Origin of the sequence: Pectobacterium sp. S5, assembly GCF_051707265.1 — a bacterium.
GTDB lineage: Bacteria > Pseudomonadota > Gammaproteobacteria > Enterobacterales > Enterobacteriaceae > Pectobacterium > Pectobacterium polare.
This window is the reverse complement of record NZ_JAULSZ010000001.1, coordinates 2026568-2049714: the sequence shown is the minus strand read 5'-3', so window position 1 is coordinate 2049714 and position 23147 is coordinate 2026568. Positions and strand designations below refer to the sequence as shown.

The window sequence follows — 23147 nt, the reverse complement described above, 5'->3', positions numbered from 1 at the left end:
AAAAGAAAAGGGCAGCCAGCGCTGCCCTCAAGAGACGAGATGTGTTTCTACACTTCCAGATAGTTCATGATACCGTCAGCGGCCTTACGACCTTCTGCGATAGCGGTAACCACCAGATCGGAACCGCGTACTGCATCGCCACCCGCAAAAATTTTCGGGTTGCTGGTCTGGAACGCGTTATCGCAGCTTTCCGGTGCGACAATGCGACCCTGGTCGTCCAGCTTGACGTCATGTTCTGCCAGCCACGCCATTTTGTGCGGACGGAAGCCAAACGCCATGATGACCGCATCGGCTTCCAGAACGTGCTCGGAACCCTCTACGATTTCAGGACGACGACGCCCGTTGGCATCCGGTACGCCCAGTGCGGTACGCGCCATTTTCACGCCACACACTTTGCCCGCGCCATTGATCTCGACGCTTAACGGTTGCAGGTTGAATTTGAACTCGACGCCTTCTTCACGCGCGTTTTTCACTTCGCGTTTAGAACCCGGCATGTTCTCTTCATCACGACGATAGGCACAGGTAACGTGCGTTGCACCCTGACGAATCGAGGTACGCACGCAGTCCATCGCGGTGTCACCACCGCCCAGCACCACAACGCGTTTACCTTGCATACTGATGTAAGGCTCGTCTACTGCGGCTTCGAAGCCCATCAACTGCTTGGTGTTAGCGATCAGGAACGGCAGCGCATCGTAGACACCCTGAGCGTCTTCATTGTCCAATCCGCCACGCATAGACTGATAGGTGCCGACGCCGAGGAATACCGCGTCGTACTCGTCCAGCAGCGCTTTCATCTGCACGTCTTTGCCGACTTCGGTATTCAGACGGAATTCGATGCCCATCTCGGTGAAGATCTCACGACGTTTCACCATCACTTCTTTTTCCAGCTTGAAAGAAGGGATACCGAAGGTCAGCAGGCCACCGATCTCAGGATGACGATCGAACACGACAGCCTGTACGCCACTGCGTGCCAGCACGTCGGCACACGCCAGCCCTGCCGGACCCGCGCCAATGATGGCGACGCGTTTGCCGGTCGGTTTGACGTTGGCAACGCTTGGCTTCCAGCCCATCTCTATCGCTTTATCATTGATATAGCGTTCGATGTTGCCGATGGTGACTGCGCCGAATTCATCATTCAGCGTACAAGACCCTTCACACAGACGATCCTGCGGGCATACGCGACCGCAGACTTCCGGCAGGCTGTTGGTCTGGTGCGATAACTCAGCCGCTTCGATAATGCGGCCTTCGTTCGCCAGCTTCAGCCAGTTCGGGATGTAGTTATGTACCGGACATTTCCACTCACAGTAAGGGTTGCCGCACGCCAGGCAGCGGTCTGCCTGGGCTTTGGACTGGCTTTCTGAGAACGGCTCGTAGATCTCAACAAATTCAATTTTACGAATCTTCAGCGGCTTCTTGGGCGGATCAACGCGCTGTAAGTCGATAAACTGGTAAACATTCTGACTCATGATGACCTCTTACTGCGCCTGAACCCGCAGCTCGGCTGCGGAACGACTACGGTGACCCAACAATGCCTTCACATCACTTGACTTCGGTTTCACCAGAGCAAATTTCGGTGCCCAGGTCGGCCAGTTAGCGAGGATCTCTTCTCCGCGGTGTGAACCGGTATTCTGCACGTGCTCGGTGATCAGGCCACGAAGATGTTCTTCATGAATCGCCAGTTCTTCGACATCCAGTACTTCCACCAGTTCCGGGTTAACGCGTTTGCGGAATTCACCGTCTTCATCCAGCACGTAGGCGAATCCACCGGTCATCCCTGCACCAAAGTTCACGCCAGTACGGCCTAGCACGCAGACGATACCGCCCGTCATGTATTCACAGCCGTTATCGCCGATGCCTTCTACCACGGTGATACAGCCGGAGTTACGTACGGCGAAACGCTCACCAGCACGGCCTGCGGCAAACAGCTTACCGCCGGTAGCGCCGTAGAGGCAGGTGTTACCGATGATGCTGGCTTCGTGGCTGCGGAAGGCTGACCCCACCGGAGGACGCACGGATATGCTGCCGCCTGCCATGCCTTTGCCCACGTAGTCGTTGGCATCGCCGGTTAATTTCAGTTCCAGGCCGCCTGCGTTCCAGACGCCAAAGCTCTGTCCTGCGGTACCGGAGAAGTAAGCTCTAATCGGATCGCCAGCCAGCCCTTGATCGCCGTGTTTCTCAGCAATTGCGCCAGACAGCGTCGCGCCGACGGAGCGATCGGTGTTGCGGATATCGAAGTAGAGCGCTTTGCCCTGTTTCGCATCAAGGTGCGGCTGTGCCTGTGCCAGCAGCTCTTTGTTCAACAAGCCTTTATCGAACGATAGATTGCTTTCAGTGCAGTACAGCGCTTTGCCCGGCTGAGGCTGTGCAGCGTGCAGCAGCGGCGACAGATCCAGCTTGTTCTGTTTCGCAGTGAAACCGTCCAGCTCGACCAGCAAGTCGGTACGACCAATCAGATCTACCAGACGGCTGACGCCCAGTTCTGCCATCAGCACGCGAGTTTCATGCGCGATGAAGTGGAAGTAGTTGGTTACACGCTCAGGCAGGCCGTGGTAGTGATCGCGGCGCAGCTTCTCATCCTGCGTTGCAACGCCTGTTGCACAGTTATTCAGGTGACAGATACGCAGGTATTTACAGCCCAGCGCCACCATCGGTCCGGTGCCAAAGCCGAAGCTTTCTGCGCCCAGAATCGCCGCTTTGACGATATCCAGACCGGTTTTCAAGCCACCATCCACCTGAAGGCGGATTTTGTGGCGCAGGCCGTTGGAGACCAGAGCCTGTTGCGTTTCAACCAGACCCAGTTCCCACGGGCAACCTGCGTATTTCACGGAGGACAGCGGGCTGGCACCAGTACCACCGTCGTAACCGGCGATGGTGATCAAATCGGCGTACGCCTTGGCAACGCCCGTAGCGATAGTACCAACGCCCGGTTCGGATACCAGTTTTACCGAAATCATCGCTTTCGGGTTGACTTGTTTCAGATCGAAAATCAGCTGTGCCAGATCTTCGATAGAGTAAATATCGTGGTGCGGCGGTGGTGAAATCAGCGTCACGCCCGGCACGGAATAACGCAGACGGGCAATGTACGGCGTGACTTTATCACCCGGTAACTGACCGCCTTCGCCCGGCTTCGCGCCCTGAGCCACTTTAATCTGAATCACATCGGCGTTAACCAGATAGGCTGGCGTCACACCAAAGCGACCAGAAGCTACCTGCTTGATACGGGACACTTTATTGGTGCCGTAACGCGCTGGATCTTCGCCGCCTTCACCGGAGTTGGAGAAACCGCCCAATCCGTTCATCGCTTCAGCCAGCGATTCATGGGCTTCGGGGCTGAGTGCACCGATGGACATGGCTGCGGTATCGAAGCGTTTGAACATTTCAGAAGCGGGTTCAACGCTGTCGATCGCGATGGCCGCGCCTTCTTGTGGTTTCAGTGCCAGCAGGTCGCGTAAGGTCGCAGCTGGGCGCTCGTTAACCAGTTTGGCGTATTGCTCGTAATCGCTGTACTCCCCAGTTTTCACCGCGGTTTGCAGCGTGGTGACGACATCTGGGTTGTAGGCATGGTATTCGCCGCCGTGAACAAATTTCAGCAGACCGCCCTGTTCCAGCGTTTTACGTTTCAGCCAGGCACGCTTGGACAGGTTCAACAGATCCTGTTCGAAGTCGCTGTAGTTTGCACCGCCGATGCGGCTGACGACGCCCAGGAAGCATTGCGTCGACACATCTTTATGCAGGCCCACGGCTTCAAACAGCTTGGAACAACGATAAGACGCAATCGTCGAGATGCCCATTTTGGACATAATCTTGTACAGGCCTTTATTGATGCCGTTACGGTAGTTCAGCATCACGGCACGATAAGGTTTGTCGATGGTGTGGTTATCGACCATCCGCGCCAGCGTTTCGTAGGCGAGGTAAGGATAGATAGCCGTCGCACCAAAGCCTAACAGCACGGCAAAGTGGTGCGGATCGCGTGCACTGGCGGTTTCGACAATGATGTTGGCATCACAGCGCAGGCTCTTTTCGACCAGACGGCGCTGAACGGCACCCACGGCCATCGGCGCAGGGACAGGCAAGCGTGATTCGCTAATGCCACGGTCGGAAAGCACCAGCAGAACAGCACCGTCTCTGACTTTGCTTTCTGCTTCGTCACACAGTTTCTCGATCGTCTGTTGCAGCGTTTGCTGCGACGGATCAAACGTCAGATCCAGCGTGTCGGCGCGATAGTGCAGCTCATCCTGTGACGTCAACTGGGTGAAGTCGGAGTAAAGCAGGATCGGAGATTTAAAGCTCAGACGGTGAGCCTGACCTTCTGCTTCACAGAAGACGTTCATCTCGCGGCCAATGCTGGTCGCCAGCGACATCACATGGGCTTCACGCAGCGGATCGATTGGCGGGTTGGTCACCTGCGCGAACTGCTGACGGAAGTAGTCATAAATGATGCGTGGACGGCTGGACAGCACGGCAAACGGCGTATCGTCGCCCATTGAACCAGTCGCTTCCTGACCGTTCTCGCCCAGTACACGGATGACCTGATCCAGTTCTTCGCTGCTGTAACCGTACTGTTTCTGGAAGGTCTCCAACAGCTCATCGTCGAATTCACGACTGCCGACCTGCTCGTCTGGCAACTCTTCAAACGGCACCAGACGCTTAACGTTTTTCTCCATCCACTCTTTGTAAGGGTGGCGGCTTTTCAAGTCGTCATCGGTTTCGGCAGAGTGCAGGATGCGGCCGCTGCGGGTATCGATCACCATCAGTTCGCCCGGACCGACGCGGCCTTTTTCAACCACTTCATCCGGCTGATAATCCCAGATACCGACTTCAGAGGCACAGGTGATCAGCTTGTCTTTGGTGATGACGTAGCGCGCAGGGCGCAGGCCGTTACGATCCAGGTTACAGGCAGCATAGCGCCCATCGGACATCACGATTCCGGCCGGGCCATCCCACGGCTCCATGTGCATGGAGTTAAAGTCGAAGAAGGCGCGCAGCTCAGGATCCATATCCGGGTTGTTCTGCCAGGCTGGCGGAACGAGCAGGCGCATGGCACGGATGATATCCATCCCGCCGCTCAGGAACAGTTCCAGCATGTTATCCAGTGAGCTGGAGTCAGAGCCTGTTTCGTTGACGAACGGCGCGGCATCCTGCAAATCTGGGATCAGCGGCGTTTTGAACTTGTAAGCACGCGCGCGTGCCCACTGGCGGTTACCCGCAATGGTGTTGATCTCGCCGTTGTGCGCCAGATAGCGGAACGGCTGAGCCAGCGGCCAGCGTGGAACGGTGTTGGTTGAGAAGCGTTGGTGGAACAGGCAAATTGCCGATTCCAAACGCAGATCGGCCAGATCGAGGTAGAAGCGCGGCAGATCCGCTGGCATGCACAGACCTTTATAGATCGTGACCAGATTGGAGAAGCTACAAACGTAGAACTCTTTATCTTCAATGCGCTTTTCGATACGACGACGCGCCATGAACAGGCGACGTTCCATATCACGTTGACGCCAGCCAGCCGGGGCGTTAACGAAAATTTGCTCAATACGCGGCATGGATGACAGGGCAATTTCCCCCAGTACATCCGGGTTGGTTGGAACTTCACGCCAGCCCAGTACGGACAGCGTTTCGTTCTGCAACTCTTCTTCTACAATCCGACGTGTGGCGCGAGCCAGTTCTTCGTCCTGATTGAGAAACATCATGCCAACGGCGTAGTTTTTGGCTAAACGCCAGCCGTGCTCTTCCGCCACTAGACGAAAGAAACGATCGGGCTTCTGAAGTAATAAACCGCAGCCGTCGCCAGTCTTGCCGTCAGCAAGGATTGCGCCACGGTGCTGCATGCGTGCGAGTGCGTGAATAGCAGTACGCACTACTTTATGGCTCGGCTCACCTTCTATATGGGCGATTAATCCGAAACCACAGTTATCTCTCTCTTGGGATGCATCGTACAACATGTTAGTGAACCTCCCCAGGCTCTGTGTGACTCTCACAACCTACTGCGAGAAAGCACCGTGGCGTTGAGCGGCTAGTATTACGCTCTCTTCTTCGGCCTCTCGTGACGGTCTCACAAGTGGTAAATGACTTGTTTTTAGAGGGAGTCTTCATTTACTGCATAAATATGACGAGTCGTGTGCCCGTCAGGAAAGCTTCCAGCGGATCCCCAAATTAGCGAGAAAGCCTGTTCAGGTCAAATACCAGTGTAAAATGTGCTGATAAGCGATAATTTTTAATTATACCTATGAAAGATAATGATTTTTTTAGAAAAACTATCTCGGTAAATGAATATGGGGTTTAATTGAAGTGTGAGCTGTATCACTATACAAAAGCGTGAGAACCCTTCTCCGTGCTATGTTCTTTCTACGTCGCAGCATATTATGCTGTATATGGCTACTTTTAGATTTTATGAAACTATTTTTAAGTATTGCTTCATCTTTTCATTAAGCGAGCATGCGGGATAAGAAAAATTAATTAGCACCGACGTGAGTTTATTTTCACTAAAAGCGAATAAAAATTCATTTCATTGGGATGTGTGTGATTGATCGCGGTCATCGCGAAGGGAGCGAGAGAAAGGTAGTCTGCTGTTCCTCAAGGGAGCAGGCTAGAATATGCAATTGCAAAAATTAATCAATATGTTTGGCGGAAATCTTCAACGTCGCTATGGCGAGAAGATCCACAAGCTGACGCTGCACGGTGGGTTTAACTGCCCAAACCGTGATGGCACGCTGGGGCGCGGCGGTTGCACGTTCTGTAATGTGGCCTCGTTTGCCGATGAGCAGATGCAGCAAAGCAGCATCACGCAGCAGTTGGAAGCGCAGGCGGGAAAGGTAAACCGAGCCAAACGCTATCTGGCGTATTTTCAGGCGTATACCAGCACCTATGCCGAGGTTCAGGTGCTGGAAAGCATGTATCAGGAAGCGTTGAAGCAGGCCGAAATGGTGGGGATTTGCGTGGGCACTCGCCCCGACTGCGTGCCCGATGCGGTGCTGGATTTGCTGTCCCGCTATCATGAACAGGGTTACGAGGTCTGGCTGGAACTGGGGCTGCAAAGCGCATGCGACAAAACGCTGCATCGTATTAATCGCGGCCATGATTTCGCCTGTTATCAAGAAACCACCCGCCGCGCGCGTGATCGCGGTCTGAAAGTGTGTAGTCATCTGATTGTCGGTTTACCGGGAGAAGACGCACAGCGCTGTTTATCGACGCTGGAGCAGGTTATTGAAACCGGTGTGGAGGGCATTAAGCTTCATCCTCTCCATATCGTGGAAGGCAGCACGATGGCGAAGGCCTGGCGAGCGGGAAGGCTGCCCGAACTGGCGCTGGATCGCTATGTGGAGATAGCGGGAGAGATGATTCGCCATACGCCGCCGGATGTGATTTATCACCGCATTTCCGCCAGCGCTCGCCGCCCGACCCTGCTGGCACCGCTCTGGTGTGAAAACCGTTGGACGGGCATGGTAGAGCTGGATCGCTATCTGCAAACGCATGGCGTACAGGGTTCCGCGCTGGGTACGCCTTACCGTTACGATAGGGTTTGATGCGTCATAATACATGGGCGGTAGACGCCGATATTTCGTGCCGTGAATCTGCGTGGCGGCACCGTATACGTCGCCATTTTACGTTATGATGCGCGGGTGGGTGACTAAGGGAAATCGCTATGAAGCAAATTCGTCTGTTGGCGCAGTACTATGTTGATTTAATGGTAAAACTAGGGCTTGTCCGTTTTTCACTGCTGCTGGCCTCGGTATTGGTGTTGCTGGCGATGGTGGTGCAAATGGCGGTCACCCTGTTGCTCAGCGGGGAAGTCGAAAATATCGACGTCGTCCGCTCCATTTTCTTCGGGCTGTTGATTACGCCCTGGGCCGTTTATTTTCTCTCCGTGGTGGTGGAACAGCTTGAAGAGTCGCGCCAGCGGCTGGCGAAGCTGGTGGCGAAGCTGGAAGAAATGCGCCACCGGGATCTGGAGCTGAATGCGCAGCTTCAGGAGAATATCGCGCAGCTCAATCAGGAAATCGCTGACCGTATCAAAGCGGAAGATGCGCGCGTGCTGGTGATGAGCCGACTCAAAGAAGAGATGTCCCGCCGCGAACAGGCGCAAATTGAGCTGGAGCAGCAATCTGCGCTGCTGCGCTCGTTTCTCGATGCCTCGCCGGATTTGGTTTACTACCGTAACGAAGATAAAGAATTCTCCGGCTGTAACCGTGCGATGGAGCTGCTGGTGGGCAAAAGCCAGAAGCAGCTTATCGGCCTGACGCCACAGGATGTTTACGCCCCCGATATTGCCGAGAAAGTGATGGAGACGGACGAAAAAGTGTTCCGCCACAACGTTTCTCTGACCTATGAACAATGGCTGGTTTATCCCGATGGCCGTAAAGCCTGTTTTGAGCTGCGGAAGGTGCCGTTTTATGACCGGATGGGCAAACGTCACGGGCTGATGGGATTTGGACGCGATATAACGGAGCGTAAGCGTTACCAGGACGCGTTAGAGAACGCCAGTAGGGAGAAGACCACTTTTATCTCAACAATCAGCCACGAGCTTCGTACGCCGCTTAATGGCATTGTCGGGTTAAGTCGCATCCTGCTGGATACGCAACTTGACCCTGAACAGCAAAAATACCTGAAAACCATCCACGTCAGCGCGATTACGCTGGGCAATATCTTTAACGACGTGATTGAGATGGACAAACAGGAGCGCCGCAAGGTGCAACTGGATAACCAGCCGATTGATTTCACCGGTTTTCTGGTGGATCTGGAAAACCTCGGTGGCCTGCTGGCGGAACCGAAAGGCCTGAAGCTGATTATGGACCAACATCAGCCTCTGCCGCAGAAAGTCATTACTGACGGAACGCGCCTGCGGCAGATTTTGTGGAACCTGCTTAGTAACGCAGTGAAATTCACGCCGAAGGGTGAGAACGGCAAAAAGGGCGAAATTGTGGTGCGCGTCTGGCATGAAAAGGGCGATCGCCTGCGCTTTGAGGTGGAAGATTCCGGGATGGGCATTCCGGCGGATGAGCTGGAAAAAATCTTCGCCATGTATTATCAGGTCAAAGACCAGCACGGCGGGAAGCCCGCAACGGGCACGGGAATCGGTCTGGCGGTGTCGAAGCGTCTGGCACAGAACATGGGGGGCGATATCCAGGTTTCCAGCACGCAAGGCAAGGGTTCCTGCTTCACCCTGACGGTGACGGCACCGAGTGTCGATGAAGTGGGAAGCGGTCTGGACGACGACGATGATTTGCCGCTACCGGCGCTGCATGTTCTGCTGGTGGAAGATATCGAACTCAACGTGGTGGTCGCGCGCTCGGTACTGGAAAAACTGGGGAACAGCGTAGATGTCGCCATGACTGGGCAGGAAGCGCTGGATATGTTCGATCCCGATGAGTTCGATCTGGTACTGCTCGATATCCAACTGCCGGATATGACCGGGCTGGATGTGGCGCGTCAGCTGCGTTCACGCTATGGCAAACGTAGCATGCCGCCGCTAGTGGCGCTGACGGCGAACGTGCTGAAAGATAAACGCGAATATCTGGATGCGGGTATGGACGACGTGCTGAGCAAACCGCTGTCGGTGCCTGCACTGACTGCTGTCATCAAACAATTCTGGGATACGCACTCGGTGTGGACAGAAGAACCGGTGGTTGAGGCGGAGGATGAAATGGCAAACGCAGAAGAAGATCTGCTGGATATCCCAATGCTGGAACAGTATTTGGATTTAGTGGGACCGAAATTGATTCACCAGAGTCTGGAGATGTTTGAACAGATGATGCCGGGCTATCTGGCGATTCTGGATTCCAACATGACGGCGCGCGATGAGAAAGGTATTACGGAAGAAGGGCACAAAATCAAAGGGGCGGCGGGTTCCGTTGGGCTACGACATTTGCAGCAAGTTGCCCAGCAGATTCAGACCTCATCGCTACCGGCATGGTGGGATAACGTGCAGGAATGGGTTGATGAGCTTAAGCACGACTGGCGCCATGACGTTCAGGTACTGCGTGATTGGGTAGCAAAAGCAGAAAAAGAATCCTGATACGGTCTGTTGCGGCCACAAGGACGTGGCGAGTAAAACGGTTAGAAAATTTTTCTCTTCTCACGCATATCATGCAAAAAATGCAAAACGGCGTCAGATTGAGAGGGGGCTACGATTGAAGATAGTTGGGGGATACGAGGACTTTGCACGTTTTCATACGATAGAAAAAAATGACCCCGGCCGAAGCCGGGGTGCGCGAATTATGCGCCAACACCAGGGAAAACATGCACCTGCATTTAGATCTCAGGGTTTGTAAACTCGCAAGTGCGGATATTCGTGTCTTAACTATGTTTCTACTAGAACTGCTCTACCATAACGGCAAACGTTCTTAACGACTACAACTTACAACAGCGACTAAAACCTAGCTACTGTACATCTTCATCAAGCAACAAAATAGCAAATGTAGAAATCTTTGTTACAAGAATCATTAAAATGTGTGATGTAGATTAGTGTTTGTCAATTAAAAAATCAATTAGTTGATGTAATGAAATGAAGGAAAAGATGATGAAACGAGTCGGCATTGTCCTTAGTGGCTGTGGTGTTTATGACGGTTCCGAGATTCATGAAGCCGTGTTGACGTTACTTGCGCTGGATCGCGCAGGCGCGCAAGCCGTTTGCTTTGCGCCAGATAAACCACAATTACAGGTGGTTAATCACCTGACGGGTGACGTAACTGGTGAGAATCGCAACGTTTTAGCAGAATCAGCACGGATCGCCAGAGGAAAAATCCAACCGCTTTCTGCAGCAGATGCACAAGATTTAGATGCGCTGATTGTGCCGGGTGGTTTTGGCGCTGCGAAAAATTTAAGCGACTTCGCTACGCAGGGAACGGCGTGTCAGATTGATGAAACGCTGCAATTGCTCACACAGGAAATTTATAAGCAAAATAAACCAATTGGTTTTATTTGCATCTCACCCGCACTGCTGCCAACGATTTTGGGTGTACCTGTTCGCGTAACCATTGGTAACGATATTGATACCGCTGAGGCCGTCGAAGAAATGGGCGGTATCCACGTGGTTTGTCCGGTCGATGATATCGTGGTTGATGAGGAGCATAAAATCGTGACGACACCGGCCTATATGCTGGCTAACTCCATCAGCGAAGCGGCACAAGGCATTGATAAGCTCGTTGCTCGCGTATTGGATCTCACCGAATGAGGTGGAACCGAGGGCGTGGAGGCTTATTCACGTGGCTGAAGCGCCTGATTGTTCGGAGTGTGTTGGTTGTCATCGGTGCGTGGTTGGCTGGCATCCTGCTGTTTTCCTTCCTGCCCGTGCCGTTCTCTGCGGTGATGGTCGACAGGCAGATTAGCGCATGGCTGAAAGGCGAGTTTTCCTATGTTGCCCATTCTGACTGGGTGGCAATGGAGGCGATCGCCCCGGAAATGGCGCTGGCGGTGATGGCAGCAGAAGATCAAAAATTCCCTCAGCATTGGGGTTTCGATCTTGATGCGATTGGTCAGGCACTGAAGCACAACGAGCGCAACACGCAGCGGATTCGCGGTGCCTCTACGCTGTCGCAGCAGATGGTGAAAAATCTGTTTCTGTGGGATGGACGTAGCTGGGTGCGCAAAGGGCTTGAGGCGGGTATTACCACCGGGGTTGAGCTGGTCTGGACGAAACGGCGAATTCTGACTGTGTATCTGAATATCGCCGAATTTGGCCCCGGGATTTTTGGCGTGGAAGCGGCCGCCAGGCGTTATTTCAACAAGCCCGCTAGCAGGCTGACGGCAAGCGAATCAGCCCTACTGGCGGCGGTGCTGCCGAATCCCATTCGCTTTCGTGCGAATGCGCCCTCCGGCTATGTTATTCAACGTCAGCAGTGGATTTTGCGCCAAATGAGACAGATGGGCGGCGACGCGTTTTTGCGAGATAACGATCTGTTGTGAGGTAACAATCTGAATTAAGTCGCCTTGTTCGTTTACTATACCGAGAAATTTTCGCGTTAACGGTCGTGTTTTCGACATCAGGAGAAAGTATGCGGTTACGTTATTGGTCAGGTTTACTGGTTGCGTTGTGTTGTGTGGCTTCTGTTGCCCGTGCGGATGCGGAGCCTAAAGCGTCATCCCCCGATAATCCCTACGCCTTCTTGCAGCAGCCTCAGCTATCCTCGGTAAAACAGCAGCTACAGCAGAAAACGGAAAAGCCGCAGACGCGAATGGCGTACGAGCAGCTTATTTCGGAAGCCGACCGCGCGCTGAAAATAAATAATCCCAGCGTGACGGAAAAGAAATCCACGCCACCCAGTGGTTCAAAGCATGATTATTTGAGCCTCAGCGCCTACTGGTGGCCCGATCCCGACAAAGCTGATGGTTTGCCTTGGATTCGTCGTGATGGGCAGGTAAACCCTGCCAGCAAGGATGAGGAGACCGATGGGGTAAGGCTGGCAAAATTCACCGCTCAAACGCAGGCGTTGACGCTGGCGTGGTACTTCTCTGGCAAACAGGCTTATGCCGATAAAGCGATGTCGATGATCCGTACCTGGTTTATCGACCCCGCTACGCGCATGAACCCTAACCTCGACTTTGCGCAGGGCGTGCCGGGTATCGCGCCGGGCAGAGGCTCGGGCGTGCTGGACGGGCGCTATTTTTCCACCCGCATCGTCGATTCGCTGATTATGCTGCGTCACGCTCCGGGCTGGACGGCGCAGGATGAGCAGCAGATGCAGACATGGATGAGTGATTATCTGCACTGGCTGCAAACCAGCAAGCTGGGGAAAAAAGAGGCAACGGCCCAGAACAACCACGGTAGCTGGTATACCGTACAGGTGGCGGGGATCGCCTGGTATCTGGGGAAAATCGACGTGGTGAAATCCATGGCGCAGTTACAGCGGGAAAAACTGGATCATCAACTGCAACCGGATGGGGCTCAGCCGGAAGAGCTGGCACGTACCCGTTCTTTCCATTACAGCTACTTCAACCTTCAGGCGATAACGGACATGGCGGTGTTGGCTTCCCGCATTGGGGAAGATATCTGGCAGTACCAAACGCCGAAGGGAAGCAGTGTGATAAAGGCGCTGGATTTTATGGCACCGTATCTGGATGAAAACAAGGCGTGGCCGCACAAGACGATAGACAGACAAAGTAGCCGTCTTATCCCGCTGTTATTGCAGGCAGATCGTGGTTTGAAAACGCCGCGTTACCAGACGCAAATCAGGCAGGCAGGCTTTGCGGAATTGCTCACCGGTGAGGCTGGCGTGCGTGATAAAGAACCGAGCCACATCAGCGTTGAAACTCGCCGTGCACTCTGGTTGCTTAACCCTGCTACGCCATAATTTTCTTGTGCCCCGATCTCATCGGGCAAAGATACGCGTCCCTGAACTGGGATAAAAAAGCGCAGAGATAAAAAAACCGCTGATGAAGACATCAGCGGTTTTTGTTTTTTAAAGAAAAATCGCGTTATTGCAGGTAGGTGAAGGCCGTCGTGACGTGCTTCACGCCGCCAACTTTACTGGCGATCTCTGCGGCAGAGGTGCCTTCACGCTGTGTCACCAGACCTAACAGGAAGACTTCACCGTTTTCTGTTGTGACTTTGACGTTAGAGGATTTAACCGTGTCGCTTGCCAGGATCTGTGAGCGCACTTTGGTGGTGATCCAGGTATCCATGGAGGCGGTTCCTATTGAAACCGGCGTGCCTTGGCGTATCTCGTTGTAGACTTCGGCTGCCCCGTCCACGCCGAGGGCGATTTGCTTAGCCCGGCTTGCCATTTCTGTGCTCGGTGCTTGCCCTGTTAACAATACTTTCCCCTGATAAGCCGTTGCAACGATACGGGCATCCTTTTTCAACTGCTCGTCTTTGCTGATTGCATTCGTCACCCGGACTTCCAGTGTGCCATCGTCAACCTGCGTGCCTACAGTACGCGGGTCAGTGGCCGTTTTGGTTGCCACGGCACTGCCAACAGCAACAACCCCGACACAGCCTTGTAGCAGCAGGGCGATAGACAGCACGGCAAATGCAGAACTTATCCTCATGTAGTGCTCCTTCAATCGTTCTGATGTGGAAAAAGTGTGTTATCAATTAAATCGCACAGGCAATTGACTGTCAGCATGTGCATTTCCTGAATACGGGCGCTGCGGTGTGACGGGATGCGAATTTCCACATCCTGAGGCCCGAGCAACCCGGCCAGTTCTCCGCCATCGTAGCCAGTCAGGGCGACAATCGTCATGTCGCGGGTAACGGCAGACTCTACGGCTTTAACAATATCGCGGCTGTTGCCACGGGTTGAAATTGCCAGCAGTACGTCGCCAGCCTGACCTAACGCTCTGACTTGTTTGGCATAGATCTCTTCATGCAAGCGGTCATTGGCTATCGCAGTTAAGACCACATTATCCGCATTAAGTGCGATAGCCGGTAAGCTGGGGCGCTCTGCTTCAAAGCGGTTAATCATGCTGGCGGCAAAATGCTGCGAATTGGCTGCTGATGTTCCGTTACCGCAGCACAGAATTTTGTTGCCGTTTAGCAGAGACTGCACCATCGCAATCGCGCCGCGGGAAATGGCGTCTGGCAAGGCTTCTGCCGCTGCAATCTGCGTTTGAATACTCTCGGTAAAACAAACTTTTATTCTATCCAGCACGTTGAATTAACCTACGTAAATTGAAGTCCATTAAGGATAAGATATCTCTGAATGGTAAAAATGTTAGCCCTGTGCGGCAAAGGCGTTAGGGAGCCAGTCGAACTGTTCACCTGTAATTGCCAGCACGTCAAAACGGCAATCCACTGTGTCAAAGCTGGCACCTCGCTGTGCCAACCACACGGCGGCGGCATGCAACAACCGCTGCTGTTTGCGTCGGGTGACGCTGGCTGCGGCATCACCAAAATGGGCGTTGCGCCGATAGCGCACTTCGACAAATACCCAAATATGGCGATCGCGCATGATCAAATCCAGTTCACCGCCGCGTAGCGTAACATTCGCCGCGGTGAAGGTCAGGCCCGCGCGTTCAAGATAACGCCGGGCCTGTTGTTCGTAAACTGCACCAGCCGCTCGCTGATTCAGAGAACGGGTACCAGTTGGCCCTGACGATATTGCTGCCAGGTTAGCTGTCGGTTGATGGTGCAATCTGGTCCTGAACTCAGCATGCCTGTCGCCCCAGGAATCTGGTGGCCCGGAATCTGGCGCATTTCACCAAAGTGGCTGGCGAGCGTCCAGGCATCCATCCCCATCGCATACAGGCGGACTAACGAGTAATCGTTTTTAAACTGGCTGCTGACCTGCTGCATCAGCGCTGGGTTCGCACCGGCTAACAGCGGAATATCGCTGAACTGCAAGCCTTCCATTTCGAGGCGGAAGTCAGGGCCCAATCCGGCCTGGAAGCTACGTGAGCTGGCGTAGAGCGCCGGGCGTGCGCGTGACGTGGTGCGCATATCAATCATCGGCTTAATCAGCGCCAGCTCATCTGGCGTTGCGATGATATAGACCGCGTCGATATTACCGCTGACGGACGAACTGGACGTCGGTTGAACCTGAGAAGGAATGGTTAAGCCGCCGATGGTGGTGCCTGGCTGTGCCTGCTGCTGCGACACGTTAACAGGCTGACCGCTCAGGCTTAAGCCCGCGCCGCTATTGATGGCCTGTTTTAATTCTGCCGTGTTGCCAAAGCGCTGTTGCAGAGCGCTGGTGCCGCTTTGCTGGTTCCAGGCCTGAGCGAATGCGTTAATGATACGGTCGCCCAGTGCACCACGAGGGGCTAAGACCAGCGGCTGCTGTTTACCCTGTTGATGGATAAATTTTGCCGCGTCTCGGGCTTCATCTTCTGGAGAGAGGGCGAAATAGCAGATGTTAGGGCTATTTTCGACGTGTTCCGGCTGGTTCAACGCCAAAATATTCAGCGGTGACTGGCTGTTCGCCAACTGATCCACTTCATTTTTCAGCAGCGGACCGATGACCAGCGAGGCGCCATCCTGCTGGGCCTGTGTGAGAATATTCGCCAGCGGCTGTGAAGACGTGTCATACACTTTGACCGGGAGCGAGCTGGACAGCCCAGCGCTTGTCGCCTGTGCAGGCGTTGGGGAGGATACTGCCTGATCGCTGTACGGTGCGGGCGATTGGGCACTCTGACCATCGGACGATAGGGTGACCGGTTCGGCTTGCGTGGCGTCCGCTGACGGTGCAGCAGGGGTAGATACAGCTGCGGTGGCTATCTGACCGTTCTTTGCCGCGTTAAAGCCTTGCTGGATGGCATTGGCGAAAACCTGCGCCTGACCATTGAGTGGCAACAGCAATGCGATGCTGTTCACCGATGACTGCTGGTAGTTAATGACCTGATTCAACTGCGTAGGCAGCGTTTTTGCAGCAGGATGATGTGGATAGCGGGTTTGCCAATCCTGAATTGCGCTTTTTAACTGATCGGGAGAAGTCCGGTTATCCTGATAGTTATTCAGCAGATCGACCCAGCCTTGCAGCACATTTTCATTCGCATTAATCAGCAGCGAGTTCGACTCCTGCGGCTGCATTTGCGTCAATGCCAGCCAGGTCTGATCGAGGTTCATCTGATGCTCGTCGCCTTTCAGCAGCGGCTCTTGAGCGATATAGGCCCGCAGCAGCTCAATGGAAGGACGACCTTGTGCTGTTTTGATTTGCGCCTGGTAGTAACGCTGCTTCTGCTGATCGGAAAGCGCGCCCACATCAAGCTGGCTCAGCGCTGCTTTAGCCGCATCCATATTGTTTTGGGCGACGGACAGTTCTGCACTGAGTAACTGCTGTTCTTGCTTTTGTGCGGCGCTCAACTTTTCTGGCAGTGCATTGAACTGCTGGCTTGCCTGAGGGGCTTTCCCTTCCTGTAACAGGGAACGAATAGCAAGTAATTGCCAGTCAGCCTTGTTATTATCGCTACTTTGCTGCATCTGTTGCAGATAATAATCGGATGATGCGTCAGCTTTGCCCTGAACCTCGGGTGGTGGGCTCTGCGGTGCATGACTTGGACAGCCTGCGAGAAACAGTGCCGCTAACAAAACAGGGATAACACGCCCTGCCTGGGTACGGACGAAATGAAAGGGAAGCATACTGTATCCAGTGATTTTTTTTAAAGATGCTCAATATTAAATCGGCAACCCGGATGAAACAATGAATCAAGACCAACAAGCAGACATTTCTGCATCTACCCTCTACATTGTCCCCACGCCAATCGGCAATCTGGGCGACATCACGCAGCGTGCGCTGGCGGTATTGGCGAGCGTTGATCTGATCGCCGCAGAGGATACCCGCCATACCGGTCTGCTGTTACAACATTTTGCGATTAATGCGCGATTGTTCGCATTACACGATCACAACGAACAACAAAAAGCGGATGTGTTGCTGGCTAAATTGCAGTCAGGACAAAGCATCGCGCTGGTTTCAGATGCGGGCACGCCGCTGATTAACGACCCCGGTTACCATTTGGTTCGACGCTGCCGTGAAGCGGGCGTTCGCGTGGTACCGCTGCCGGGCGCGTGCGCGGCGATAGCGGCGCTCTCCGCGTCTGGTCTGCCGTCTGACCGTTTTTGCTATGAAGGTTTTCTGCCCGCCAAAACCAAAGGGCGCAAAGATAAGCTGCGTGAGCTAGGGGAGGAATCCCGCACGCTAATTTTCTACGAATCCACACATCGTCTCTTGGATAGCCTGCAGGATATCAGCGAGGTGCTGGGCGCTGAGCGCTATGTAGTGTTAGCGCGCGAAATCACCAAAACCTGGGAGTCGATTCACGGTGCGCCTGTAGGCGAACTGCTGGCTTGGGTGAAAGAAGATGAAAATCGGCGCAAAGGGGAAATGGTGCTGATTGTGGAAGGGCATCAGGTTGATGACAGCGCGCTGTCGGCGGAAGCGCTGCGCACGCTGACGCTATTACGTGCCGAGCTACCGTTGAAGAAAGCGGCGGCGCTGGCAGCAGAGATTCACGGCGTGAAGAAAAACGCGCTTTACCGCTATGGGCTGGAGCAAGAAGGTGATAGCGGTGAATCGGAGGATGACAAGTAGGGCGATTTGCCCTATCATCCGCGCCGGAGTTGACCAGACAGTCGCCGCTTCACTGCCGTCCCTTTCGGGGGAGACAGGTGGAGGGGAGGAAAGTCCGGGCTCCATAGGGCAGGGTGCCAGGTAACGCCTGGGAGGCGCAAGCCTACGACTAGTGCAACAGAGAGCAAACCGCCGATGGCCCACGCAAGTGGGATCAGGTAAGGGTGAAAGGGTGCGGTAAGAGCGCACCGCGCGACTGGCAACAGTTCGTGGCACGGTAAACTCCACCCGGAGCAAGGCCAAATAGGGGTTCACATGGTACGGCCCGTACTGAACCCGGGTAGGCTGCTTGAGCCAGTGAGTGATTGCTGGCCTAGATGAATGACTGTCCACGACAGAACCCGGCTTAACGGTCAACTCCCTTCATCATAAAACCCCGCTTCGGCGGGGTTTTGCTTTATGGGGCAGGCAAGATGAATGACTGTCCACGACGCTTTTTATGAAAGAACGCGGCTTAACGGTCAACGCCCTTCATTATGAAACCTCGCTTCGGCGGGAGGCTTTTTTCTTATTCTGCCTTGCATGTACTACCTTTCAAATTAATTGATGTTCTCCATCACATAACTCTGACTTTTTCTGTGTCATAAAGCGCGTAAAGTAAGGCCATCGCGTGCGGCTGCACGCTCGCTGACATCTTTCAGAGGATATGACTATGAGCAACACTTCCCGGATGCCTGCACTGTTCCTCGGCCACGGTAGCCCGATGAACGTGTTGGAAAACAATGTGTATACGCAGGCGTGGCAAACGCTGGGTGAGACGCTGCCGCGTCCGAAGGCGATTATCGCGGTTTCTGCCCACTGGTATACCCGTGGTACTGCCGTGACGGCGATGGAAAATCCGCGCACCATCCATGATTTTGGCGGCTTTCCGCAGGCGCTGTTTGATACCCTGTATCCGGCACCCGGTTCGCCTGAGCTGGCGGCTAGAATCCAGCAGGTGCTGGCGCCGTACCCGGTTACTGCCGATCAAAGCCAATGGGGCTTGGATCACGGTTCTTGGGGTGTGCTGATCAAGATGTATCCCGATGCGGATATTCCCGTCGTGCAACTGAGCGTGGACGGTACGCAGCCTGCCGCGTATCACTACGAATTAGGGCGTAAACTGGCAGCCCTACGTGATGAAGGTTTCATGATTGTGGCGAGTGGTAACGTCGTGCATAACCTGCGGATGGTGAAATGGGATGGCAATGCGGAGCCGTATCCGTGGGCTGTTTCGTTCAATCAATTTGTGCGTGATAACCTGACTTATCAGGGAGACGACCATCCGCTGGTTAATTTTATGCAACACGAAGGTGCCGCATTATCCAACCCGACGCCCGATCACTATTTCCCGCTGCTCTATGTGCTGGGAAGCTGGGACGGCAAAGATGCAATCAGTATTCCGGTCGATGGGCTTGAAATGGGATCGCTGAGTATGCTGTCGGTGCTGGTGGGGTAATCCGTTTTTTGCGGCAGAAATAAGGCACGGCGAGAGCCGTGCCTTATTACTTTCAATGTGCTGCTTAATCCAGAATGGTATGCGGATAGAAGCGCGAGAGATCCTGGGTGATCAGAGCGCGATCTTCACGTACGCCGATACCACAAGGTTGATCGTTCACCAGCCAGCTACCAATCAGCGTGTAGCTGTCGCCGAATTTCGGCAGTTGATGGTATTGCTGGACGATCATGCCTTCTTCGCCGTAAGGGCCGTCGGCTGACGCAATCTCTTTGCCATTTTCGACGATCTGGATGTTCGCCCCTTCGCGTGAAAACAGCGGCTTAATGACGTAGCTGTCCAGCTCAGGATGTTCATCTTCTGCGAAATAGGCAGGAAGCAGGTTGGGGTGATTTGGGAACATTTCCCACAGCATCGGCAGCAGTGCTTTATTAGAAATGATGCTTTTCCAGGCTGGTTCCAACCAGCGCACGCCCGCATCTTCCAGCTTGGTGGAAAACACTTCGCGCAGCATGAACTCCCACGGATACAGCTTGAACAGATTACTAATTACCTGATTTTCAGGATCGGTAAACTGGCCTTTCTCACCGAGGCCGATTTCCTCAATGTACAAAAACTCGCTCGGCAGACCGGCTTCCAGCGCGCAATCCTGAAGGTATTGTACCGTACCGCGATCTTCTTCCGTATCCTGACAGCAGGCGAAATGCAACAAACCGAAGCCGTGATTGAGCTTTAGCTCTTCAAAGCGTTCGATCAGCTTTTCCTGAATGCTGTTGTACTGGTCTGAATTCTGCGGCAAATTGCCGGCGTTGATTTGATCTTCCAGCCAGAGCCATTGGAAAAAGGCTGCTTCGTACAGCGACGTCGGCGTATCCGCATTGTTTTCCAGCAGCTTGGCTGGGGATTTACCGTCATACGCCAGATCGAGGCGTGAATACAGCGAAGGCTGATTGGTGCGCCATGAATGTCTGACGAATTCCCAGGTGTGTTTGGGAATACGGAATTTAGCGAGCAGCGCGTCGCTGTTGACGACTTTTTCCACCACCTGCAGACACATCTGGTGCAGCTCTGCTGTGGCTTCTTCCAGCTCTTCGATCTGGGCAAGCGTGAACTGGTAGTAAGCCTCTTCGCTCCAGTAGGGTTCGCCGTACATAGTGTGGAAACGAAAACCAAACTCGGTGGCTTTTTCCTGCCAGTCAGGACGCGCTGTAATATCTATCCGCTTCATTCGATACGTCCTCAGCCGCCCATGCTACGGGAAGAGCTGGAACTTGAACTGGCGCTGCTGCGCTGCATGCTGTTTTGCTTCGCGACGGTTTCACCAAAGCCACCACGCGTGATGGTCGAGGTGGTTGCAGGCTTCGGTGCCAGTGCAGTTTTAGGCACGGTCATCGTACGGCCTGTTGTCGCGTTGCCGTAGTTTTTACCAGTGGCATCAACGAATTTGCCGTTAGCCGGACTGGCCGGTGATTTTGAACTGAACAGCGGCTGCTGTGTGAAACCGGCTCCACCACTCATCATTCTGCCCATCATGTAACCCGCCATCAATGGCATCCAGGACATACCGCCGCCCTGCTGAGATTCTGCTGCCATACCGGCCTGTGCCGGTGCAGGCGTTTGAGTACACTGCGCTTCGCCAAATTCTGCTACGCAGTCTTCTTTCGTTGCGTATTTTGGTGCCGTTTTTTCTGCTTCTTTTAACGCATTATTGTATGCAGTAGTGCACTGTGCAGCCATTGACGGGTTAGCTGACGAACAATCATCCGCATTCTGGTAGAGGGAGACGGTTTCATCCGTTTGTTCGCAGCCCGCGAGGAAAAATACGGCGCTGACGGCCAAAGCAACAGGTGCCAGACGGTGAGTCCGCCATTCCTTGCGGAACGTTTCCTGATTAATATTTTTTGTACGTTTCATCGTGTTTATCCCAGAGCAAAGCATCACGGCCAATAACAAATAAGTGTGCCTAAGGATAGGGGAACACTGCTTGAATTTAAAGCGGCAATAGGTGTAACGAAAGATGTCTTTACGTTGCTATACATTCTGTTGTGCAACGTTTCGCTTTATGGCGAAAGAAGACGGCTCCTGTGTTCAGGTGTTATCGCGTTATTTTGTGGGGAAAGAACGGGTATAAAAAAGGGGAACCGTGGTTCCCCTCTATCTTAATGCTTGTAAACGCTGCTACCGATTAACGCTGCGCCGAGGCGGTAGTGGCCTGCGGAGCAGTGTTGTCGGTTACGGCTGGCGTGGTTGAAACCGGTTGACCCAGTGACGCATTCAGCGCTTGCAGGTCGGTTTCGCTCAACGTGCCCTGCGCGGATTTAATGTTTAACTGATTGATCAGGTAATCATAACGAGCGCTGGAGAGCTGCTGTTTAGCGTTATACAGCGTGGTGGTGGCATTCAGCACGTCAACGATGGTGCGTGTTCCTACCTGATAACCGGCTTCCATTGCATCCAGAGAGCTTTGTGCAGACACTTCTGCCTGTTTGTAAGCGTTGATGCTGCTGATGGAGGCAGAAATATTGTTAAACGATGAACGTACTATCTGGATAACGGAACGGTGTGCACTTTCCAGCAGTTCACTGGAGCTGACATAGCTGTGCTGTGCCTGCTTCACCTGAGAGTTGGTGGCACCACCGCTGTAGAGCGGCAGAGTGAAGTTGATTCCCACTCGGTGTTGCCCAGCGTCTGAATCGTTAAACGAGTTGCTGTTATTCGTCCGTGAGCCGGAATAGCGGGTATCAGTCACGCCCGTCGATGCCGTGAGATCCAACGTCGGCATATAGCCTGTTTCGGCGGAGCGAATCTGCTCACGTGCCAAATCCTGGCTCAAGCGTGCGGACAACAGGTTCAGGTTGCGGTTTTCGGCTTCTTTCAGCAGGTTGTTAACCGCTTCAGGTTTCTGGGTAGAGAAGCGTTCGATGTTCAGACCGGCCAGCTGTGGGTAGAAGTTGCCCGTAATCTGACGCAGTGATTCCAGCGCGTTATCCAGCGTATTACGAGCCAGCACTTCGTTTGCCAGCACGCTGTCATACTGTGAACGGGCGTTCTGGACGTCGGTAATCGCGACCAGACCGACGTTGAAGCGCTGTGTCGTTTGATCCAACTGGCGATAAATCGCCTGCTTCTGTGCATTGATGTAGGACAGCGAATCAATAGCACGCAGGACGTTGAAATAGGCGGTTGCCGTGTTCAGCATCAGGTTTTGCTGAGCGGTCTGATAGGTGACGTCTTCAATGCCCGCTTGTTTTTCCTGCAACGTCAGCGCACGCCATTTGGACATGTCGAACAAGGTCTGGGTCAATTGAAGTGAGGCACTCTTGGCGTTGCTGTCGACGCCTTTGCTGTCACGGTAGCCTCTGTTATAGGTATAGTCAGCGCCTAAACCGAGCTGAGGCAGTAACGGGCTACGCGCTTGATTAATTTTTTCAAACGCGGCGTCGCGGGTTGCCGCAGAGCTGCGTAAATCAGGGTTGGTGTTTTTTGCCTGCTGGTAGACTTGTAACAGGTTTTCCGCCTGACTCATGGCGCTAAAACCACCCAGGCTCAGACCAATAAGAAGAGGGAGCAATTTCTTCATTTGCATTCCTTGTTGTGCAGCAATCTCGCTATGGTAGCGCTGTCTGTAGACGAATAATTGTCGATTCTATCAGAATCTGCCAATAGGATAAGGTAGCTGAACGTGCCATCTTTCAGCGGAATATGCCTACAGGGTCAGG

At 53.7% G+C, this 23147-nt stretch carries 16 protein-coding genes and 1 other RNA gene; 8 read left to right on the top strand and 9 right to left on the bottom strand.

The window, feature by feature from the left end; translation table 11 throughout:
* Window positions 1-47: 47 nt before the first annotated feature.
* Window positions 48-1466 carry a glutamate synthase small subunit gene (locus tag QWJ20_RS09210; RefSeq protein WP_039482283.1) on the bottom strand — a complete coding sequence of 473 codons (1419 nt, stop codon included), beginning with the start codon at window positions 1464-1466 and terminating at the stop codon, window positions 48-50.
* 9 nt (window positions 1467-1475) lie between these two features.
* On the bottom strand, window positions 1476-5936 hold the full coding sequence (gene gltB, locus QWJ20_RS09205) for a glutamate synthase large subunit (protein WP_039482282.1): 4461 nt from the start codon (window positions 5934-5936) through the stop codon (window positions 1476-1478).
* 651 nt (window positions 5937-6587) lie between these two features.
* Here gltB and QWJ20_RS09200 point away from each other — a divergent pair.
* The 5 genes from QWJ20_RS09200 to QWJ20_RS09180 all read left to right on the top strand — a co-directional run bounded on the left by QWJ20_RS09200 (window position 6588) and on the right by QWJ20_RS09180 (window position 13280).
* Window positions 6588-7517 (top strand): TIGR01212 family radical SAM protein, encoded by a 930-nt coding sequence (locus QWJ20_RS09200; RefSeq protein ID WP_433992349.1) that lies wholly within the window; start codon window positions 6588-6590, stop codon window positions 7515-7517.
* Window positions 7518-7636: 119 nt separating this feature from the next.
* Window positions 7637-10006 (top strand): aerobic respiration two-component sensor histidine kinase ArcB, encoded by a 2370-nt coding sequence (gene arcB / locus QWJ20_RS09195; RefSeq protein ID WP_039482276.1) that lies wholly within the window; start codon window positions 7637-7639, stop codon window positions 10004-10006.
* Window positions 10007-10510: 504 nt separating this feature from the next.
* Entirely contained in the window at window positions 10511-11164 is a 654-nt protein-coding gene (gene elbB / locus QWJ20_RS09190) for an isoprenoid biosynthesis glyoxalase ElbB (RefSeq protein ID WP_039482274.1), read from the top strand.
* Window positions 11161-11895, top strand: a complete 735-nt coding sequence (gene mtgA, locus QWJ20_RS09185) for a monofunctional biosynthetic peptidoglycan transglycosylase (protein ID WP_095993468.1) — start codon at window positions 11161-11163, stop codon at window positions 11893-11895. Before elbB ends, mtgA begins: the two co-directional genes overlap by 4 nt.
* An 89-nt stretch (window positions 11896-11984) precedes the next feature.
* The gene (locus QWJ20_RS09180; protein WP_433992348.1) at window positions 11985-13280 is read left to right on the top strand and encodes an alginate lyase family protein; all 1296 of its coding nucleotides are present in this window, start codon (window positions 11985-11987) and stop codon (window positions 13278-13280) included.
* Between the two features lie 124 nt (window positions 13281-13404).
* Here QWJ20_RS09180 and dolP read toward each other — a convergent pair whose 3' ends face one another.
* The 4 genes from dolP to QWJ20_RS09160 form a co-directional block, all read right to left on the bottom strand.
* A complete protein-coding gene (gene dolP, locus QWJ20_RS09175) occupies window positions 13405-13977 on the bottom strand; it encodes a division/outer membrane stress-associated lipid-binding lipoprotein (RefSeq protein ID WP_095701315.1) in 573 nt (190 codons plus the stop codon).
* An 11-nt stretch (window positions 13978-13988) separates the two neighbouring features.
* Window positions 13989-14579, bottom strand: a complete 591-nt coding sequence (diaA, locus tag QWJ20_RS09170) for a DnaA initiator-associating protein DiaA (RefSeq protein WP_011091952.1) — start codon at window positions 14577-14579, stop codon at window positions 13989-13991.
* Window positions 14580-14642: 63 nt separating this feature from the next.
* Complete coding sequence (locus QWJ20_RS09165; RefSeq protein WP_039279491.1) at window positions 14643-14999, bottom strand: YraN family protein; 357 nt, start codon at window positions 14997-14999, stop codon at window positions 14643-14645.
* Window positions 14996-17005, bottom strand: a complete 2010-nt coding sequence (locus tag QWJ20_RS09160) for a penicillin-binding protein activator (protein WP_433992347.1) — start codon at window positions 17003-17005, stop codon at window positions 14996-14998. Before QWJ20_RS09160 ends, QWJ20_RS09165 begins: the two co-directional genes overlap by 4 nt.
* A gap of 61 nt (window positions 17006-17066) precedes the next feature.
* Here QWJ20_RS09160 and rsmI point away from each other — a divergent pair, with 61 nt between their 5' ends.
* The 3 genes from rsmI to ygiD all read left to right on the top strand — a co-directional run bounded on the left by rsmI (window position 17067) and on the right by ygiD (window position 19431).
* Window positions 17067-17954: a 16S rRNA (cytidine(1402)-2'-O)-methyltransferase gene (gene rsmI / locus QWJ20_RS09155; RefSeq protein ID WP_219678838.1), complete on the top strand. Its 888-nt coding sequence runs from the start codon at window positions 17067-17069 to the stop codon at window positions 17952-17954.
* Between the two features lie 25 nt (window positions 17955-17979).
* Window positions 17980-18358: RNase P RNA component class A (rnpB, locus tag QWJ20_RS09150), an RNA gene on the top strand.
* Window positions 18359-18645: 287 nt separating this feature from the next.
* Complete coding sequence (gene ygiD / locus QWJ20_RS09145) at window positions 18646-19431, top strand: 4,5-DOPA dioxygenase extradiol (protein WP_433992346.1); 786 nt, start codon at window positions 18646-18648, stop codon at window positions 19429-19431.
* A 64-nt stretch (window positions 19432-19495) separates the two neighbouring features.
* Here ygiD and QWJ20_RS09140 read toward each other — a convergent pair whose 3' ends face one another.
* The 3 genes from QWJ20_RS09140 to tolC all read right to left on the bottom strand — a co-directional run bounded on the left by QWJ20_RS09140 (window position 19496) and on the right by tolC (window position 23008).
* A complete protein-coding gene (locus QWJ20_RS09140) occupies window positions 19496-20656 on the bottom strand; it encodes a glutathionylspermidine synthase family protein (RefSeq protein ID WP_433992345.1) in 1161 nt (386 codons plus the stop codon).
* Between the two features lie 11 nt (window positions 20657-20667).
* Window positions 20668-21342, bottom strand: coding sequence for a DUF1190 family protein (locus QWJ20_RS09135; RefSeq protein ID WP_095701321.1), 675 nt, complete (start codon window positions 21340-21342; stop codon window positions 20668-20670).
* A 271-nt stretch (window positions 21343-21613) separates the two neighbouring features.
* Window positions 21614-23008, bottom strand: a complete 1395-nt coding sequence (tolC, locus tag QWJ20_RS09130; protein ID WP_433992344.1) for an outer membrane channel protein TolC — start codon at window positions 23006-23008, stop codon at window positions 21614-21616.
* Window positions 23009-23147 lie beyond the last annotated feature (139 nt).

Excerpts from the sequence above, each read along its gene's own strand:
- QWJ20_RS09210 (WP_039482283.1), bottom strand. The coding sequence starts at position 1,466 with ATGAGTCAGAATGTTTACCAGTTTATCGACTTACAGCGCGTTGATCCG.
- ygiD (WP_433992346.1), top strand. The coding sequence starts at position 18,646 with ATGAGCAACACTTCCCGGATGCCTGCACTGTTCCTCGGCCACGGTAGC.
- QWJ20_RS09200 (WP_433992349.1), top strand. The coding sequence starts at position 6,588 with ATGCAATTGCAAAAATTAATCAATATGTTTGGCGGAAATCTTCAACGT.
- elbB (WP_039482274.1), top strand. The coding sequence starts at position 10,511 with ATGAAACGAGTCGGCATTGTCCTTAGTGGCTGTGGTGTTTATGACGGT.
- arcB (WP_039482276.1), top strand. The coding sequence starts at position 7,637 with ATGAAGCAAATTCGTCTGTTGGCGCAGTACTATGTTGATTTAATGGTA.
- rsmI (WP_219678838.1), top strand. The coding sequence starts at position 17,067 with ATGAATCAAGACCAACAAGCAGACATTTCTGCATCTACCCTCTACATT.
- tolC (WP_433992344.1), bottom strand. The coding sequence starts at position 23,008 with ATGAAGAAATTGCTCCCTCTTCTTATTGGTCTGAGCCTGGGTGGTTTT.
- gltB (WP_039482282.1), bottom strand. The coding sequence starts at position 5,936 with ATGTTGTACGATGCATCCCAAGAGAGAGATAACTGTGGTTTCGGATTA.
- mtgA (WP_095993468.1), top strand. The coding sequence starts at position 11,161 with ATGAGGTGGAACCGAGGGCGTGGAGGCTTATTCACGTGGCTGAAGCGC.
- QWJ20_RS09180 (WP_433992348.1), top strand. The coding sequence starts at position 11,985 with ATGCGGTTACGTTATTGGTCAGGTTTACTGGTTGCGTTGTGTTGTGTG.
- QWJ20_RS09160 (WP_433992347.1), bottom strand. The coding sequence starts at position 17,005 with ATGCTTCCCTTTCATTTCGTCCGTACCCAGGCAGGGCGTGTTATCCCT.
- dolP (WP_095701315.1), bottom strand. The coding sequence starts at position 13,977 with ATGAGGATAAGTTCTGCATTTGCCGTGCTGTCTATCGCCCTGCTGCTA.
- QWJ20_RS09140 (WP_433992345.1), bottom strand. The coding sequence starts at position 20,656 with ATGAAGCGGATAGATATTACAGCGCGTCCTGACTGGCAGGAAAAAGCC.
- QWJ20_RS09135 (WP_095701321.1), bottom strand. The coding sequence starts at position 21,342 with ATGAAACGTACAAAAAATATTAATCAGGAAACGTTCCGCAAGGAATGG.